Origin of the sequence: Olsenella phocaeensis, from assembly GCF_900120385.1 — a bacterium.
GTDB classification, from domain to species: Bacteria; Actinomycetota; Coriobacteriia; order Coriobacteriales; family Atopobiaceae; genus Olsenella_I; species Olsenella_I phocaeensis.
This window is the reverse complement of the sequence record NZ_LT635494.1, coordinates 651,227-667,417: the sequence shown is the minus strand read 5'-3', so window position 1 is coordinate 667,417 and position 16,191 is coordinate 651,227. Positions and strand designations below refer to the sequence as shown.

The 16,191-nt window shown below is 67.6% G+C and carries 15 protein-coding genes and 1 pseudogene; 10 read left to right on the top strand and 6 right to left on the bottom strand.

Annotation, left to right across the window (positions count from 1 at the left end; all coding sequences use genetic code 11):
* Positions 1-3: 3 nt before the first annotated feature.
* Together BQ7388_RS03210 and BQ7388_RS13440 are read right to left on the bottom strand one after the other, a co-directional pair.
* A complete protein-coding gene (locus BQ7388_RS03210) occupies positions 4-1,785 on the bottom strand; it encodes an ABC transporter ATP-binding protein (RefSeq protein ID WP_234946802.1) in 1,782 nt (593 codons plus the stop codon).
* Between the two features lie 41 nt (positions 1,786-1,826).
* Positions 1,827-2,237 (bottom strand): annotated as a pseudogene (locus BQ7388_RS13440) (ABC transporter ATP-binding protein); the annotation flags it as partial.
* A 232-nt stretch (positions 2,238-2,469) separates the two neighbouring features.
* On the opposite strand from BQ7388_RS13440, the gene BQ7388_RS12235 reads away from it, so the two are divergent.
* Positions 2,470-3,420, top strand: coding sequence for a helix-turn-helix domain-containing protein (locus tag BQ7388_RS12235; protein ID WP_072499763.1), 951 nt, complete (start codon positions 2,470-2,472; stop codon positions 3,418-3,420).
* A 161-nt stretch (positions 3,421-3,581) separates the two neighbouring features.
* Here BQ7388_RS12235 and BQ7388_RS03195 read toward each other — a convergent pair whose 3' ends face one another.
* Positions 3,582-3,944, bottom strand: coding sequence for a DUF1304 domain-containing protein (locus BQ7388_RS03195; protein WP_040656930.1), 363 nt, complete (start codon positions 3,942-3,944; stop codon positions 3,582-3,584).
* A 240-nt stretch (positions 3,945-4,184) separates the two neighbouring features.
* Here BQ7388_RS03195 and BQ7388_RS03190 point away from each other — a divergent pair, with 240 nt between their 5' ends.
* Positions 4,185-5,123, top strand: a complete 939-nt coding sequence (locus tag BQ7388_RS03190; protein ID WP_072499762.1) for a 3-hydroxyacyl-CoA dehydrogenase — start codon at positions 4,185-4,187, stop codon at positions 5,121-5,123.
* A gap of 195 nt (positions 5,124-5,318) precedes the next feature.
* Here the strand turns inward: BQ7388_RS03190 and BQ7388_RS03185 are convergent, their stop codons facing one another.
* Both BQ7388_RS03185 and BQ7388_RS03180 read right to left on the bottom strand, forming a co-directional pair.
* Entirely contained in the window at positions 5,319-5,618 is a 300-nt protein-coding gene (locus tag BQ7388_RS03185; protein WP_062531689.1) for a GNAT family N-acetyltransferase, read from the bottom strand.
* Positions 5,619-6,057: 439 nt separating this feature from the next.
* Positions 6,058-6,300 (bottom strand): hypothetical protein, encoded by a 243-nt coding sequence (locus BQ7388_RS03180; RefSeq protein WP_072499761.1) that lies wholly within the window; start codon positions 6,298-6,300, stop codon positions 6,058-6,060.
* Positions 6,301-6,396: 96 nt separating this feature from the next.
* Here BQ7388_RS03180 and BQ7388_RS03175 point away from each other — a divergent pair, with 96 nt between their 5' ends.
* Positions 6,397-6,927 carry an HD domain-containing protein gene (locus BQ7388_RS03175; protein ID WP_072499760.1) on the top strand — a complete coding sequence of 177 codons (531 nt, stop codon included), beginning with the start codon at positions 6,397-6,399 and terminating at the stop codon, positions 6,925-6,927.
* 10 nt (positions 6,928-6,937) lie between these two features.
* Complete coding sequence (locus BQ7388_RS03170; RefSeq protein WP_062531688.1) at positions 6,938-7,858, top strand: putative ABC transporter permease; 921 nt, start codon at positions 6,938-6,940, stop codon at positions 7,856-7,858.
* Between the two features lie 90 nt (positions 7,859-7,948).
* Here the strand turns inward: BQ7388_RS03170 and BQ7388_RS03165 are convergent, their stop codons facing one another.
* The gene (locus BQ7388_RS03165) at positions 7,949-9,325 is read right to left on the bottom strand and encodes a glutamate-5-semialdehyde dehydrogenase (RefSeq protein WP_082719607.1); all 1,377 of its coding nucleotides are present in this window, start codon (positions 9,323-9,325) and stop codon (positions 7,949-7,951) included.
* Positions 9,326-9,502: 177 nt separating this feature from the next.
* Between BQ7388_RS03165 and BQ7388_RS03160 the strand changes: the two genes are divergently transcribed.
* The 6 genes from BQ7388_RS03160 to BQ7388_RS03135 all read left to right on the top strand — a co-directional run bounded on the left by BQ7388_RS03160 (position 9,503) and on the right by BQ7388_RS03135 (position 16,161).
* Positions 9,503-10,654, top strand: a complete 1,152-nt coding sequence (locus tag BQ7388_RS03160; RefSeq protein ID WP_062531687.1) for a hypothetical protein — start codon at positions 9,503-9,505, stop codon at positions 10,652-10,654.
* 234 nt (positions 10,655-10,888) lie between these two features.
* Positions 10,889-11,443 (top strand): UBA domain-containing protein, encoded by a 555-nt coding sequence (locus BQ7388_RS03155; protein ID WP_062531686.1) that lies wholly within the window; start codon positions 10,889-10,891, stop codon positions 11,441-11,443.
* A 63-nt stretch (positions 11,444-11,506) separates the two neighbouring features.
* Complete coding sequence (locus tag BQ7388_RS03150; protein ID WP_062531685.1) at positions 11,507-12,286, top strand: response regulator transcription factor; 780 nt, start codon at positions 11,507-11,509, stop codon at positions 12,284-12,286.
* Positions 12,267-13,583, top strand: a complete 1,317-nt coding sequence (locus tag BQ7388_RS03145; protein ID WP_062531684.1) for a sensor histidine kinase — start codon at positions 12,267-12,269, stop codon at positions 13,581-13,583. The genes BQ7388_RS03150 and BQ7388_RS03145 overlap by 20 nt, the downstream gene beginning before the upstream one ends.
* Before the next feature lie 116 nt (positions 13,584-13,699).
* Entirely contained in the window at positions 13,700-14,626 is a 927-nt protein-coding gene (locus BQ7388_RS03140; RefSeq protein WP_062531683.1) for a carbon-nitrogen hydrolase family protein, read from the top strand.
* A gap of 110 nt (positions 14,627-14,736) precedes the next feature.
* The gene (locus tag BQ7388_RS03135) at positions 14,737-16,161 is read left to right on the top strand and encodes an MATE family efflux transporter (RefSeq protein WP_234946800.1); all 1,425 of its coding nucleotides are present in this window, start codon (positions 14,737-14,739) and stop codon (positions 16,159-16,161) included.
* The last annotated feature ends 30 nt before the right edge of the window (positions 16,162-16,191 follow it).

The following is a 16,191-nucleotide window of genomic DNA, read 5'->3' as shown; positions in this document are numbered from 1 at the left end:
CTCCTACGCCTCCCTTCCGGTGGCTGCGGCGTCCGCGCCTGCGGCCGCCCCTCTCACTGACGGCGCGGCCCCGGAGGACCCGCCCCGCGACCCCGCTATCTTCCAGTCGACGGCCGTCTGGTAGTCGGCCCACATGCGCGCGTACAGGCCGCCTGCGGCCACCAGCTGATCGTGCGTGCCCCTCTCCACCACATGACCTGCGTCGAGCACCACGATCTGGTCGGCGCCCCTCACCGTCGAGAGGCGATGCGCCACTATGAGCACCGTGCGACCCTTGGCGAGACGCGCCAGCGCGCGCTGGATGAGAGCCTCGTTCTCGGGGTCGGCGAAGGCGGTCGCCTCGTCCAGGACCACGATGGGAGAGTCCTTGAGGATCGCGCGGGCGAGCGCGATGCGCTGGACCTCTCCGCCGGAGAGGTACGTACCGCCCGTGCCTATGAACTCGTCGACCCCGTGGGGCATCTTGGCGACGATGTCGGAGCACTGGGCCGCCTCGAGCGCGGCGAGCGCCTGCTCGCGCGTGGCGCCCGGCCGTGCGGCGCGGACGTTGTCCAGGATGGTCCCCTTGAACAGGCGGTCGTTCTGGAACACGAACGCGACCTGATCCATGAGCTCGTGCTGGGCGATCTGGCGCACGTCGACGCCGCCCACGCGCACCGCGCCGGAGCCGACGTCCCAGAAGCGGGGGACCAGGCTCGCGGCCGTGGTCTTGCCGCCGCCGGAGGGGCCGACGAGCGCCACGGTGGAGCCGGAGGGGACCTCGAGGCTCACGTGGTCGAGGGCGGGCGTGGCCGCACCCTCGTAGGAGAAGGACACGTCGTCGAAGGCTATGGAGGCGTCCGCCGGGTGGCGGGGCTCGGCGGGCTCCGCGAGCGTCGGCGCCGCGAGGACGCCGGAGATGCGGCTCATGGCATTGCCCGCCTGCTGCGTGTAGGCGGCGACGAACATCAGGCGCTGCAGCGCGGTGGATATGACGGCCGAGAAGATCGCATAGAACGCGTAGTCGGTGAGGAACTTCGCCCAGTCGGTGACGCCGGGGGCGATGAGCAGCACCGCCGGAACCAGCAGGACGACCACGCCGTCCACGAAGGTGAGGTTGAGCGACTGCGGGACGCGGCAGAGCGTCACGGAGTACTCGTGCGCCATGTCCCCGTAGTCCTTGATCGCGTCGTGGAACGCCTTGAAGGAGTAGACGGTCTGCTGGAACACCTTGACCACGGGTATGCCGCGCACGTACTCCGTCCCGGCCTTGTTCATGCGGTCCATGGCGGCCTGGTACTTGTTCATGTAGTCCATGCGATCGCCGCTCATCATGCTCATGAGGCAGCCGACCGAGATGACGGCGGCGAGCAGGCAGGCGAGGCCCATGCGCCAGTCGAACACGAAGAGCATCACGAGCATGCCCACGACCATGGCCACGGTGCCGCCCATGTCGGGCAACTGGTGGGCGAGGAGAGTCTCGGTCAGGCCCACTGAGCCGTCGATGATGCGGCGTATCTCGCCGGACGCGTGCGTGTCGAAGTAGCCCAGCGGCACGCGCATGAGGTGCTCGGCGCAGGCCTTGCGCATGTTGCTCGCGGTGCGGAACGCGGCAATGTGCGTGCACATGAGGGCGCCGAAGTAGACCAGGATGCCCACCATCGCCGTGACGAAGGCGACCCATCCGTAGGTCGAGAGGCTGGTCGCGGCCGACCAGTCGGGAGCGACCGCGATGAGGTCGCGGACGACCAGCCAGATGCAGACGTAGGGCACGAAGCCCAGCAGCATCGACACCGCCGAGAGCACGATGCCCAGGTAGGTGAAGCGCCTGTGCCCTCCCGCGAAGCTCAGGATCTGGGACAGTCNGTGGCTGCGGCGTCCGCGCCTGCGGCCGCCCCTCTCACTGACGGCGCGGCCCCGGAGGACCCGCCCCGCGACCCCGCTATCTTCCAGTCGACGGCCGTCTGGTAGTCGGCCCACATGCGCGCGTACAGGCCGCCTGCGGCCACCAGCTGATCGTGCGTGCCCCTCTCCACCACATGACCTGCGTCGAGCACCACGATCTGGTCGGCGCCCCTCACCGTCGAGAGGCGATGCGCCACTATGAGCACCGTGCGACCCTTGGCGAGACGCGCCAGCGCGCGCTGGATGAGAGCCTCGTTCTCGGGGTCGGCGAAGGCGGTCGCCTCGTCCAGGACCACGATGGGAGAGTCCTTGAGGATCGCGCGGGCGAGCGCGATGCGCTGGACCTCTCCGCCNGGGCGGGCCCCTGTGGCGCCGCGCGCCAGGCAAAGGGCACCAGGCGTCGGACGCCGGGCGCGGTCGCGCCGGCTCCCCGGATCACAAACAGTTAGTTTGAGTAAACTATATTTCGCAGGCGCGGGAGAGGTCGTCCGCCACGTGCGGAAGAAATCGAAAGTGCGGGACGGCGGGCGGCGACGCTGGCGTGGATGCGAGCCAGCAGTGACGAAGCACGGGAAGAAGGCGAGAATGGACCAGAGCCTGAGGCAGCTCTTCGAGCCACAGCTGGCCCAGATGCATGCGCGGAGTTGCCACCACTGCTCCGACGGCCTGGTGGCCGAGGCATACGACGGCTGGAGCCGCGGGCGGATGGCAAACGTGTCCCCCACCGAGGGCTGCCTGGTCAACTTCCTCGACCTCGTCGTGAGCGAGGACTACGTGCTCAGGGAGTACCCCATCGAGTCGATCTGCCTCTGCGTGGGGTCGCGCGACTCGGCGGCGTACTCGCCCGTCCCCATCACCAACCTCCGCGCATCGGGAAACGTGGCGGCATTCTCGCAGGGCCCGGGCGAGACCAAGTCGTTCCTCGGCAGGGGCGAGCGGATCCGCTCCACGAGCCTCTGCCTCACGCCCGACTTCTTCAGGCGCAACGCCGCCATCTACGGGCGCGACTTCTCGTCGGTGAAGGACGAGCTGTCGCTTCTCGACCCCAATGACGTGAACGAGGAGCTGAGGGGACTCTTGGCGCGCATGGGCACGTGGAGGCTGGGCCGCACCGACCAGCGACCGACCTTCGAACGAGACGTCCATGAGGAGGTCGGAAGGTTCCTGAGCTGGGCGGACGAGACGGTCTCTGCCCAGTCCGGAGGGCTCTCGTGGGAGGACCTCTCCCTCGTCCGAGAGGCCCGACGCATCATAGACACCGCACCCTCCGGGCCGCCCTCCGTGGAGCAGATCGCCCGTGCCACCCACTGTGGCCACACCCACCTCTGTGCCGTGTTCAAGCACGTCACAGGACAGACGCTGGGCAACTATGCGCGCGGCTCGAGGATGCGCCGGGCGCGCAGCCTCCTTGCCGAGGGCCGCATGCCCGTGGCGGAGGTCGCCCGCGCGGTGGGCTACTCCACCCCGGCAGCGTTCTCAAGCGCGTTCAGGAGGGAGACGGGCCTCTCCCCCACCGCCTGGCGCGCACGGGCATGACCTCGCGGTGCCGCTCACCGCGCTGGCGGTCGACCCCACCGCCTGGCGCGCACGGGCATGACGCCAATTCGTCTCCAGTGGAGGCGAGGCCTGCGCCCGCCGCCTGGCATGCACGGGCCCGAACGCGAGACTCTGCCGCAACGGCAGCTCGCCCCTCTCCCCTAGAGCAGGGCCAGGGTCACGAGGGCGACCATCGCCAGGCCGCCCTGCTTCCAGATGATGGAGCGGCTGCTGGTCATGCCGCCATAGATGGCCACGAGGACCACCAGGACCAGGAGCATGCCCACGACCTCGCGGGGGCTTCCGCTGAGGAAGGTGCCCCAGAGGATGGCCAGGCCGATGAGGCCGTTGTAGACGCCCTGGTTCTTGAAGAGGGTGCTCACGGTCTTGCCCTCGAGCTCGCCCACTGGGATCGAGAATACGCGACTCGTGGACTCCGATGCCGTGGCGAAGGTCTCGAGGTACATGATGTAGAGAAACTCCAGGCCCACGAGGGTGGCCAGGGTGGTGGTGACGATGCTCATGACGAACCCCGAACGATTCGTGGCCGCAGGACGCATCCCGGACCTTCTGCAATGCCTTCGTACCTTGGCCTTGTACCCAACGACCACCCGCCACGGACCAAAAAAAAATAATTCGTATTGTGTGGCATTTCGGCGTGTTAGTGGGAATACTGCGCCTAACGGTAGCGCCCCAGGCGCGCCAACCCCCTGCCGCAGCCAATGGCGCTGCGCGCAACAAGACACTCCGAAGGGAGAACCAACATGAACTTCAAGAAAGTCGTAGTCGCCGGTGGCGGCGTCCTTGGCAGCCAGATCGCCTTCCAGACCGCGTTCCGCGGCTTCGACGTCACCGTGTGGCTGAGGAGCGATGCCTCCATCGAGCGCGCCAAGCCCAAGTTCGAGCGTCTGCGCGACATCTACCTGCAGACCCTTGAGGCATCCAAGACCAACCCCGCCGCGTGGGCCCGCGGCTTCGCAGCCGAGAGGCCCGACGACACGGGCATCGACGCCCTCAAGGAGCAGGTCACCAAGGCATACGAGGGCCTGAGGCTCACCACCAGCTATGCCGAGGCGGCCGAGGACGCCGACCTCGTCATCGAGTCCATCGCCGAGGATCCCGCTCAGAAGACCGCCTTCTACCAGGAGCTGGCCAAGCACCTGCCCGAGAAGACCGTCATCGCCACCAACTCCTCTACCATGCTGCCCAGCAGCTTCGCCGAGGCAACCGGCCGTCCCGCCAAGTACCTGGCCCTGCACTTCGCCAACGAGATCTGGCGCAACAACACCGGCGAGGTCATGGGCCATGCCGGCACCGAGCAGGAGTACTACGACATGGTCGTCGAGTTCGCCGAGGCCATCGGCATGGTGCCCCTGCAGCTCCACAAGGAGCAGCCCGGCTACATCCTGAACTCGATGCTCGTACCCTTCCTCAACGCCTCGCAGGCGCTGTGGGCAAACGACGTGGCCGACCCCGAGACCATCGACAAGACCTGGCAGCTGGGCACCGGCGCGCCCGCCGGCCCCTTCCGCATCCTGGACATCGTGGGCCTGACCACCGCGTACAACATCGCGATCATGGACCCGCGCGCCAAGGACCCCTCGACCATCCAGGGCAAGATCGCCGCCAAGCTCAAGGAGAAGATCGACGCAGGCGAGACGGGCGTCAACGCCGGCAAGGGCTTCTACGATTACCGCAAGTAGAGCTCGCTAGTAGGTATCGCGGGGCAGGTCATGGCTGATGAACGACAGGAGCCTGCCCGTAAACGCGGCGCGCCCGCAGCTGGATTCGGCTGCGGGCGCGCCTCTTCGTGCGCATGCGGTTGGACTGATGCGAGAAGGCGGGTTCCTCTCGCCTGCCCTAACGAGGTGCAGGTCCCTCACCTGCTGAGAGCGAGACTACTTTGCCGGCTCGGCTGCAGGAGGCTCCACGAGGATGTCGGCATATTCCGGGTGCTTCTGGAACCAGCGGATGGCGTAGGAGCAGGTCGCACGGGCCTTCTTGCCCGCAAAGCGCACGTGACGGACGGCCTGGCCCATGAGGCGGCCTGCCATGCCACTGCCGCGCTCGCTGGGCGCGACGTAGGTGTGGTTGAAGTTCAGGATACCGTCCTCGTCCTCGGGAAACGAGACCTCACCTAGCACGTCGCCGTAGTCTCCCACGAAGCTGAGCTTGTCGTCATCGGTCTGCATGTTCATGCCAGACTCCCTTCTGCTGGTGGCCTGCGCCGCTACCCACACCGCATGGAGCGGAGGGGCGGGCGGTTCGAGTTATGTAAAGCTATGTACCCAATGGCGCGACATGGGAGCCGTTGGGATTCGGCGAGCGTGCACGCTGGGCGAGCGCCTCTGCGAACGCCACTCTCATTCGTGTGCCGCTGAGCACGCCCCTCTCACCCGCACGCCGATGCGCACGTCTAGCGATGCACACGCCTATCTCCTACGCGAAAGCGTCCAATGCGTCTATCTCCTGTACGAAAACGTCCGACGCGTCTGGCTCCCGCGCGAAAGCGTCCAACGCGTCTAGAGACAAAAACTGACCTGGGGTTTTGCTGTCGATTAGACGCGTTGGACGTTCTCGACGATTCGGTGGACGCGTTTGGCGCTATCGATGACGCGGCAGACGCATTGGGCGTTGTCAGTAGATGCCGCAGCCGTCGCGCACGCCGTTGCGCACAATTGGCTCGGCGAACACGCTGTTGCGCACGCGACAGGCAGCGAGCACGCTGTTGCGCACATGCACGGCTCCCAGCATCTGGACAAATGCAATCACACGTGTGCGTTCGCGCGTGTTGGATGACACCAGCGTGCGCTTGCGCGTGTTGGGCGCCGACGGCACGCGTTCGCTCGCGCTGGGGCCGTCGCCCCGCCACTTGCGCATTCGGCGGAATCGGGTCGAAGGCGCCGCCACGACACCGCGGCGGGCAGATAATGGCACCCGTCATATGCAGACAACGCCAGCAGCAAGGACCATCGCATGCCCTCCAGCGTCCCACGAAAGCCTATCAGCCCCAGCTCGCGGAGCATGGACCTCGTCCGCCGACACTGCCAGGACATCCTCGACTCCGAGGGCATGCGCATCGAGCGGCGCTGCATCCAGCACGGCACCACCACCGTCTTCGCCCACTCGCTCTCCGTCACCCGGCAGTGCGTGCGCCTCGCGCGCAGCTGGCGAATCCCCGTGGACGAGCGCGCCCTCCTGCGCGGCGCCCTCCTCCACGACTACTTCCTCTACGACTGGCACGACCCCGACCCCAGCCACAGGCTCCACGGCTTCAGGCACCCTGGCTTTGCCTACGCCAACGCCATCCGCGACTTTGGCATCGGCCCCATCGAGCAGAACATGGTCCGCAGGCACATGTTCCCCCTCACACCCATGCCGCCCAGCTGCCGCGAGGCAGCGCTTCTCTGCCTTGCAGACAAGATGGTCGCCACGTCCGAGACCCTCGACGGCTTCTGGCTGCGCCTGCGCGCGGGCCTCGGCGCCTCCGTCCGCGACGACGCCTAGGAGGCACGCCTTGCCACATGCCATCCATCAGCTCATGGTTGCCTGGACCTACTTCTTCTTCTACTGCGTCGGAGGTTGGGTGGTGGAGAGCACCTACTGCTCCGTCGCAGAGCGCCACTTCATCAACCGTGGCTTCCTCAATGGACCCTACCTGCCCATCTACGGCTGCGGCGGCATCGCCTCCGCCCTGCTGCTCTCGCGGATTGGCAGTCCGCTCGGAGTGTTTCTCACGGGCGGCGCGCTCAGCTGCCTCCTCGAGTACGTCACCTCGTACGTGATGGAGAGGATGTACCACGCACGCTGGTGGGACTACTCCGACAAACCTCTCAACCTGCAGGGACGCATCTGGGCGGGGGGCTTCCTGCAGTTTGGCTGCTGCTGCCTGCTGGTCACCTACGTCTCGCAGCCGCCCCTCGCGGTAGCCGTCGCCTCGCTCAGTGGCACGCAGCTCGCAGCGCTCTCGTGCTTGAGCGCGACGCTCATGCTCTCTGACCTCGTGGTGACCCACGTGGGCATCGCCGGCCTGCGCGCGAAGATGGACTCCCTCAAGCAGGAGACCGCCGCGCGCCTGGATTCCGTGCGAGAGCTGCTCCCCTCCCGCCCCGAGCTCGCCCGCGTGAAGGACTGGAGCCAGGTCATGGAGGCCTCGCTCAGACGTCGTCTCGCCGGGGCGCGCGACAGGCTGCGCGAGGCAACGCCGGAGCTTCGCGGCATGCCCAACCTGCCACAGGTACCCTCACTCGACGAGCTCGCCTCGAGCTTCTCCTCTCGCCTGACCGACCAGGAGCTTCGACTCCTCAGGGCCTTCCCGTCGCTCAGGCCCAGCGACTACCGGCGCGTCTTCGACGAGTACTACCAGAAGGTGCAGGGCATGGCACGAGCGACCGCCGAACGCGTCCACGACGCCGTGGAGGAGCGCCGGGGAGAGTAGCCCCCGCACTCGGCTACGGCCGGCAGCCAGCGCGGCGACCGCTGACCGGCATAGGCCTAGCCGTCGACGACGCACGCGGGACCCTTTCCCCTAGAGCCTCAGGTCGCGGAAGCGGAAGCGGCTCCTGCCCTCGGCGTAGTCCGCGACCACCTGACCGGAGCCACGCAGCCGATACTTGTAGGTGACCAGACCGTCCAGACCCACCGGGCCGCGCGCGTGCAGCTTCCCGGTCGAGATGCCCACCTCGGCACCGAAGCCATAGCGGAAGCCGTCGGCAAAGCGGGTCGAGGCGTTCTGGTACACGCCGGCCGAATCCACCAACTGCATGAAGCGCTCTGCCACGGCATCGTCCTGGGTCACGATGGCATCGGTGTGGTGGGAGCCGTGTCGGTTGATGTGGTCGATCGCCTCGTCCACGCCGCCCACCAGCTTGGCGGATATGACGAGCGAGAGGTACTCGCGGTCCCAGTCCGCGTCCGTCGCAGGCACGCAGCCCACGATGGCCCGGACCTCGTCTGTGCCCCTGAGCTCGACCCCGGCGGCACGATAGGCGTCGGCGAGCAGGGGGAGGAAGTCTCCCGCGACGTCGCGGTGCACGAGCAGGGTCTCGGCCGCGTTGCAAGCGGCAGCATACTGGACCTTGGCATCAACGCAGATGCGCACGGCCTTCCGGAGGTCCGCCGCGGCGTCCACGTAGACGTGGCAGATGCCGTCAGCGTGACCCATCACGGGAATCCTCGTGTTGTCCATTATGTGGCGGACGAAAGCGTTCGAGCCGCGGGGGATGAGCAGGTCGACGTCGCGGTCGCAGGCCAAAAGCTCGTCGACCTGGCTGTGCGCCTCGACCTGGAAGAGGCAGCCCCCGGGCAGCCCGGCCTCCAGCGCGGCGCCGTGGATGAGGGCGAAGAGGGCACGATTGGTGCGCGCGGTCTCGGACCCGCCCTTGAGGATGGCGCAGTTGCCACTCTTTATGCACAGCGCCGAGATCTGGACCAGGGCGTCCGGACGCGCCTCGAAGATGACGCCGACGACCCCGATGGGGCAGGTGACACGCTCGAGCAGCAGTCCGTCGTCCAGCTCGCGGCGCAGCGTCATGCGACCGACGGGGTCCGGAAGGCCCACGAGGCCGTCGATGCCGGCGCAGACGTCGTCGAGCTTGTGCTGGTCGAAGCGCAAGCGCTTGACGACCGCGGGAGAGACCCCCGCCTCCTCGGCCGCGCGCACGTCCTCCTCGTTGGCAGCGAAAACGCTGCTGGCGCTGGCGACGAGCGCCTCCCTGATGCCCGCGAGGGCGGCGTTCCTCCGCTCGACAGATGTTGCCGCCAGCTCCGGGCTCTGCAGCTTCATGCGCGCGGCGACCTCCGCGATGCCGGTCCCGACCGCCGCACCGTTCGTGCTGACCATGTCGCCCATCCCGGTCGCGCCGCCCGTCCCCGCCACGTCGACCCTGCCGATGCCGTCAGACATGCTTCCTCCCCCGCCGTCCGTATTCGGACCAGTATACGGGCCTGCCAGCCCACCCGGACGTCAGGCGGCGCAGACGGAAACGCTTTGGTATATTCGCTCCAAGAGCCGTCTACGCTCCAGGAGCCGTCCGAGCCCGTCGCCATCGTCACCCACCCCGCACGTCGTCGAGGAGGTCCCATGAAGGAGAGAAGGTCCCTTGCAATCGTCGTGGTCGCAGCGTGCGCGATCGTCGTCGCCGCCATCGCCGCCCCGCTCGCGTGGAAAGCCACTCACACTCCCAGCGACGACGAAAGGCAGATCGCTCCCCGTCGCGCCGACGAGGCCGGCGTGACGCTCGTCGCCGCGGACACGCTGCCGGTCCAAGGCAACGCCGCCTGGTGCGCCCCGCTCCAGCTGTGCTGGGACGAGCTTCTCGCCTACCACAACGACGGGAATCCTCTCGAGCCGACCGCCGGACCGAACGAGCTGGTGGACGCCCTGAACGGGAGCCCCTTCGAGGCGGGCATGGTCTCGGACGACCACTATTACAGCTACGCCGGCCCCATGACCAAAGATGCCCGCAGCACCATGGAGGAGGCCATCGACCAGCGTTTCGGCCAGCGAAGCGACCTCCTCGACCTGCTGGACTGGGAGAGCGCGGAGCCAGACACCACGCTGTTCTACGCCATGCTCTATCGCCGGTTCTCGTTCGAGCGCCCGTTCGCGCTCCTACCCTACGACGGCACCTTCGGCCCCAGCCACACGGAGGGAGCCAGGTACTTCGGGACAGCAGAGACCGACGGGGCGGAGCGGAGCGACCTTCTCGCCCAGGTCACCCCCCTCTACTACGACGACTACGCGCACTGCGCCTGCAGGGTCTCGACCAAGGAGGGCGACGAGCTCGTCCTGGTGAAGTCGCCCGAGGGCCAGAGCTTCTCGGACATGTGGGACAACGCGACGTCGAGAACCGAGTCGGCGGGGGCGCAGAGGGCGCTCGGGGACGACGACGAGTTCGAGTGTCCCCTACTGAGCACCGACGTGTTCAAGGAGTACGACGAGCTCGAGGGCCTGGAGTTCGCGCTTCCCAACGGAGGTGGTCTCCGCATCGCCCAGGCGGTGCAGACCCTCAAGTTCGACCTGGACAACGAGGGTGGCAGGGTCAAGAGCGAGGCAGCCATCACCGCCGTTACATCAGCTGCGCCTCCACTCGACATCAGCCAGCCGCGCCACTTCGTGTTCGACGACAGGTTCGCGCTCTTCCTGGTGGATGGGAACGCCCCCGAGGGCTCGCGCCCCTACCTCGCGGTGCTCGTGGACGACGTCCGCGCGTTCCAAGGTCAGGACGCCTAGCGACGAGTGACGGACGCCCGGCGGTGACCGCATGGGACGAGGCGGGCGAGAGGACCAGACGGTGCGGGCGTATCCGGGCGTCGCCCCTCGCGTGCCCCATAGCACTTCGGTGCAGCCCAATCATCATCCGAACGTAATCTATGCCTAAGGGGCGGTTAATCTTGGCCTGTCACCATGCAATCATCGGATGGCAGCGGTTGCCACCCACGCGACACCCGCAAGAGGAAGGGACGCATGGTCATGGACGACCTCGAGAAGGCAGAGCTCATTCGCGAGAAGACGGGCGTGGGCTACGCCGATGCCAAGCTGGCGCTCGACGCAAGCGGCGGCAACGTGCTGGATGCCATCGTCTACCTGGAAAACGAAGGCAAGGCGAGGCCCCAGACGGCAAGCTACTCCACCGCCGGCAGCGAGCAGGGTGGCATATCTCCCGAGATGGCGGAGGCCCAGGACGCCTACCGGCAGGCAAGCGAGGGAGGCAGGTTCGAGAGGGGCTTCGAGCGCTTCTGCGACGGCTGCCGCCGCGTGCTGAGGAAGGGCATCGATGTCACCTTCGTGGTGGATCGACACGGGCGGCGCATCCTGGCCGTGCCCGTCCTGGTCCTGGTGCTCGCCCTGTTCGCCTGGGCGATCACGCTGCCCGTGCTCGTCGTGGGCCTGTTCCTCGAGTGCCACTACCACTTCGAGGGGGTGGGCAGGGTGACCGTCGACGTCAACGAGGCCATGGACAAGGCGGCCTCGGGCGCGGAGTCCCTCAAGCGCGACGTCATGGGACACGAGAAAAGATAGGATTCGCGGTCGGGCCCGTGCGTTCGGGCCCGACCGCAAGGCACGTCCGAACGGAAGCGGTGCATGAGCAGGATTCTTGTGGTCGAGGACGAGGCGAAGATCGCCCGCTTCGTGGAGCTCGAGCTGACACACGAGGGGTACGAGGTGGACAAGGCCGCCGACGGCAGGTCGGGGGTGGACGCCGCCCTCTCGGGTGACTACGACCTCGTCCTTCTCGACCTGCTCCTTCCGCAGCTGAACGGCCTCGAGGTGCTGCGCCGCATCCGCAGGGAGCGTGACGTCCCCGTCATCGTGCTCACCGCGCGAGACTCCGTGATGGACAAGGTCGCGGGGCTCGACGCAGGGGCCGACGACTACGTGACGAAGCCCTTCGCCATCGAGGAGCTGCTCGCCCGCATCCGCGTGGCGCTCAAGCGCCGGGAGGCGACCGCAGGCACCGCCTCGGCGGCCGACGCGCCTGTCGCGGCTGCTACCGCGACGGCGAGAGACGAGACCGGCCCCGCCGGGGACGACACCGACGGCAACCCCAGGGATCCCGCGCGCCACGTGCTCAGCTCCAACGGCGTGACCCTGGACGTGGAGAGGCACGAGGTCACCGTCGCGGGCGAGGAGGTCCAGCTCACGAACCGCGAGTTCGAAGTCCTGCGCGCCCTCATGGAGAACGAGGACATGGTCATGACGCGCGATCGGCTCCTGCAGCTGGCGTGTGGCTACGAGTACGCGGGCGAGACGAACGCCATCGACGTCTACGTGCGTCACATCCGCTCCAAGATCGACGACCGCTTTGGCATGAGGCTCGTGACGACCGTCCGCGGGGTGGGGTATGTCATCCGGGAGGGGTAGCGCCAGGGCGGTCAGGCAGGGCATGCCCTCCACCGCCCGTTCGATCAGCTGGAGCTTCTGGTGGAGAAGGCTGGCCGGGATGATTGCCTTCGACCTGTTCGTCTGCGTGGCGCTCGTGGCAAGCTTCGCAGTGCAGTGCGCCAGCAAGCTCCCCGAGAGGGCCCTGCGGGCCGGCTCCCCCAATGCCATTGCCTCCCTCGAGCTCGCCACGGACGGCGACAGGCCAGAGGCCCTGAGCCTGGACGTGTTGCTCGGCGACGGAACGAGGACGAGCTTCCCCATGGGAGACCTCTTCCGCCTCATGGGACCCGTCGCCGTCGCCGCCGGCTCATGGCAGCTCGTCTCGCTCCTCAGCCTGCCGGAAGACACCAGGCGCGTGCGGCGCAAGCTCCTTCCGCTGAACCAGCTGGCGTTGGACGCCGAGGCGATGGGCAGCGGCGCCGGCGGGATCGAGGCGGACAAGATGGAGAGCCTTGAGCAGGCCATCTCGCGCGCGACGGTCGACTCGCCGCGCGTCACCACCGGCGACCAGGACCTACAACCCATCGAGGTCGCGCTCAACGGACTTCTCAACCAGATGCAGAAGTCCCGGCAGCAGCAGACGAGGTTCGTCTCGGACGCCTCGCACGAGCTGCGCACGCCCATCGCCGTGATCAAGGGCTACGTGGACATGCTCGACAGATGGGGCAAGACGGACGAGGCCGTGCTCGAGGAGTCGATCGAGTCCCTGAAGGCCGAGACGGACCACATGCAGGAGCTCGTCGAGCAGCTGCTCTTCCTGGCCCGCGGGGACTCGGGCCGCAACGCGCTCCAGATGGCCCCCCTCAACTTGGCCGAGGTCACGGCAGGCGTGTGGGAGGAGTCGTGCATGATCGATGACGCCCACCGCTACGCGCTCGAGAACCCCGAGGGGGCGGAGGGAGACCCCCGCTACCAGATGACGGGCGATCTGGCGATGGTCAAGCAGTCGATAAGGGTCATCGTCCAAAACGCGGCGAAGTACTCCCCGACCGGGTCGACCATCACCCTCGGTGCCAGGGCCAGGGACGGCCGCGTCTCGTACCAGGTGCAGGACGAGGGGATGGGCATGGGCGAGAGTGATGTGGCACACGCGTTCGAGAGGTTCTGGCGCGCGGACGAGGCGCGCGGCGGCGAGGTCGGCGGCACCGGGCTGGGACTCTCCATCGCCAAGTGGATCGTGGACGCGCACCAGGGGACGATCGACGTCGTCTCGCGCGAGGGCGTGGGCACGCGCTTCTCCGTGAGCTTTCCCGTCTCTGCGGATGGACGCGCCTGACGGGGGACGCCCCGTGCTTCTCCCCCGTAAAATGTCATGGCCCCACGGCGGCCGCCCGCCGTGGGGTGGCTATTCTCCCCTTTGCACGACTCGCAAGCCCGCAGAAGGAGCAGCGCATGAGGGAACTCGCCGACGCCTGCCGCATTGCCGTGGTGCAGATGCAGCCCACGATCTTCGACCGCGACACCTGCGCCTCTCGGATGGTGGAGACGATCGATCACGTCTCGCGCGAGCGCCCCAGCGACCTCATCGTCTTCCCCGAGCTGGCGATTCCCGGTTACCCGCATGGCCTGACCTTCGGCTTCGTCACCGGTGCGCGCAAGCCAGCCGGCCAGCTCGACTGGAAGCGCTACTACGACGGCTCCGTCCTGGTCGACGGACCGGAGGTGGGGACCATCGCCGAGGCGGCGCGCCGAACCAGCAGCTGGGTGAGCGTGGGAATATCGGAGCGCGACGCCACGAGCGGCACGCTCTACAACAGCAACGTGGTCATCGACCCCGAAGGAAGGGTCGACGCCGTGCACCGCAAGCTCAAGCCCACGGGCCTCGAGCGCGTGGTGTGGGGAGACGCCCAGGACCACTACTTCCCCACCTCCGACACGCCCTGGGGGCCGATGGGCACCCTCATCTGCTGGGAGAGCTACATGCCCCTGGCGCGCGTCGCGCTGTACCAGAGGGGCGTGACCATCTACCTCGCCCCCAACACCAACTGCAACCCCGAGTGGCAGGCCACGCTGCGGCACATCGCCCTGGAGGGGCGCTGCTTCGTGGTCAACTGCGCGCCCTACGTCGAGCGAGCGGACTACCCGGCCGACCTGGCGGAGCCGGAGGAGGTCGAGGCGCTGGACGAGGTGGTGTACACGGGCGGGAGCTGCGTGGTCGACCCCTACGGACACTACGCCGCCGGCCCCCTGTGGGACGAGCCGGGCGTCATCTATGCCGAGCTCGACCTGCAGCAGGTGGCGGCGAGCAAGTGGGAGTTCGACCCCGTGGGCCACTATGCCCGGCCCGACGTGCTCGAGCTGCGCGTGAGCGACCGGTAGGACCTCGTTCGGCCGGTTCGCCCCTCCCGCACGTAACGATTCCGTGAGGATGTGAGCACCGGCTCAGCATCCCGACGGGCCACGCCGGGCTTCGGTGCATCATGCCTCTCATGCGAAGCGACGCAGACGACACAGACGTGACCGCACGGACGGACGCGGCCGAAGCCCACCACAGGGGCAGGCAGACCCCCGAGGAGAAGTTCCGGCAGATGACCGAGGAGCCCATCCGGCCCCTGATACTCTCGCTCGCCACGCCCTCGATCCTCTCCAACCTGGTCACCAGCATCTACAACCTGTCCGACACCTTCTTCGTGAGCAGCCTGGGCACCTCCGCGTCGGGTGCCATCGGCATCTCGTTCGTCGCGATGACCGCGATCCAGGCCATAGGCTTCTACTTCGGGCAGGGCACGGGCAATGCCATCTCGCGCCACCTTGGGGCGAGGGAGAGGGACGAGGCCTGCGTGCTTGCCACCACGGGCCTCGCCTGCACGCTGACGCTGGGGCTGGTCGTCGCCGTGCTGGGCAACGTCTTCATCGACCCCATCTGCCTCCTGGCCGGGTCGACCCCCACTATCCTCCCCTACGCGCGGCGCTTCGTGGGCATCATCCTCATGGGCGCGCCGTTCATGTGCAGCTCGCTCATGCTCAACATGCAGCTGCGCTTCGAGGGGGAGGCCTTCTACTCGATGGCGGCCATCATGACGGGCGCCGTGCTCAACATGGCGCTGACGCCGTTCTTGATCTACGTCTGCGGCATGGGGATCGCGGGCAGCGCGACCTCCACCGTCATCTGCGAGTTCATAAGCTTCTGTCTCCTGGTCTTCCAGATGCAGAGAGCGGGCATCACGCCGCTGGGCCTACGGTGGCTGCGGCGTCCCACGAGGGAGATGGCGCTCAAGATCAACAACGGCGGCGTGCCGTCCTTCGTACGACAGATCATGCTGGGCGTGGCGACGACGCTGCTCAACGACGCCGCGCGGCCGTTTGGCGACGCGGCCATCGCGGGACTGGCCATCGTCCAGCGCATCTGCGGCTTCGGCAACTACGTGCAGATTGGCATCGGACAGGGCTTCCAGCCCCTCGTGGGATACAACTACGGGGCACGGCGCTTCGGGCGCATCCGGGAGGGCTATGCGTTCGCGGTGCGCGCGGCGCTGGTCGCGGTGTTCTCTGTGGGCGTGTTCACCTGCGCCTTCGCGCCGCAGCTGGTTGCCTTCTTCAACGACGACCCCGAGGTGGTGCGCATAGCCACGCTCACCCTGCGCGTCGAGAGCTTCACCATGTCCATCACGGGCATGGCCATGATCACCAACTTCCTGCTCCAGACCACGGGGCGCATGTGGCGCGCCACCATCCTGGGTGCCTGCAGGCTGGGCCTGGTGATCGGCCCGGTCGTGACCGTGCTGCCGCACTTCATGGGGCTCCTGGGCGTGCAGCTGGCCCAGCCCCTGACCGACGTGATCACGGGCCTGGTGGCGCTGCCCATGGCGGCGAGCATCCTCGGCGAGCTTGGGCGCGAGGAGCGGGCGGCCTAACGAGCGCGACTCGATTCAGCTGCGGATCGA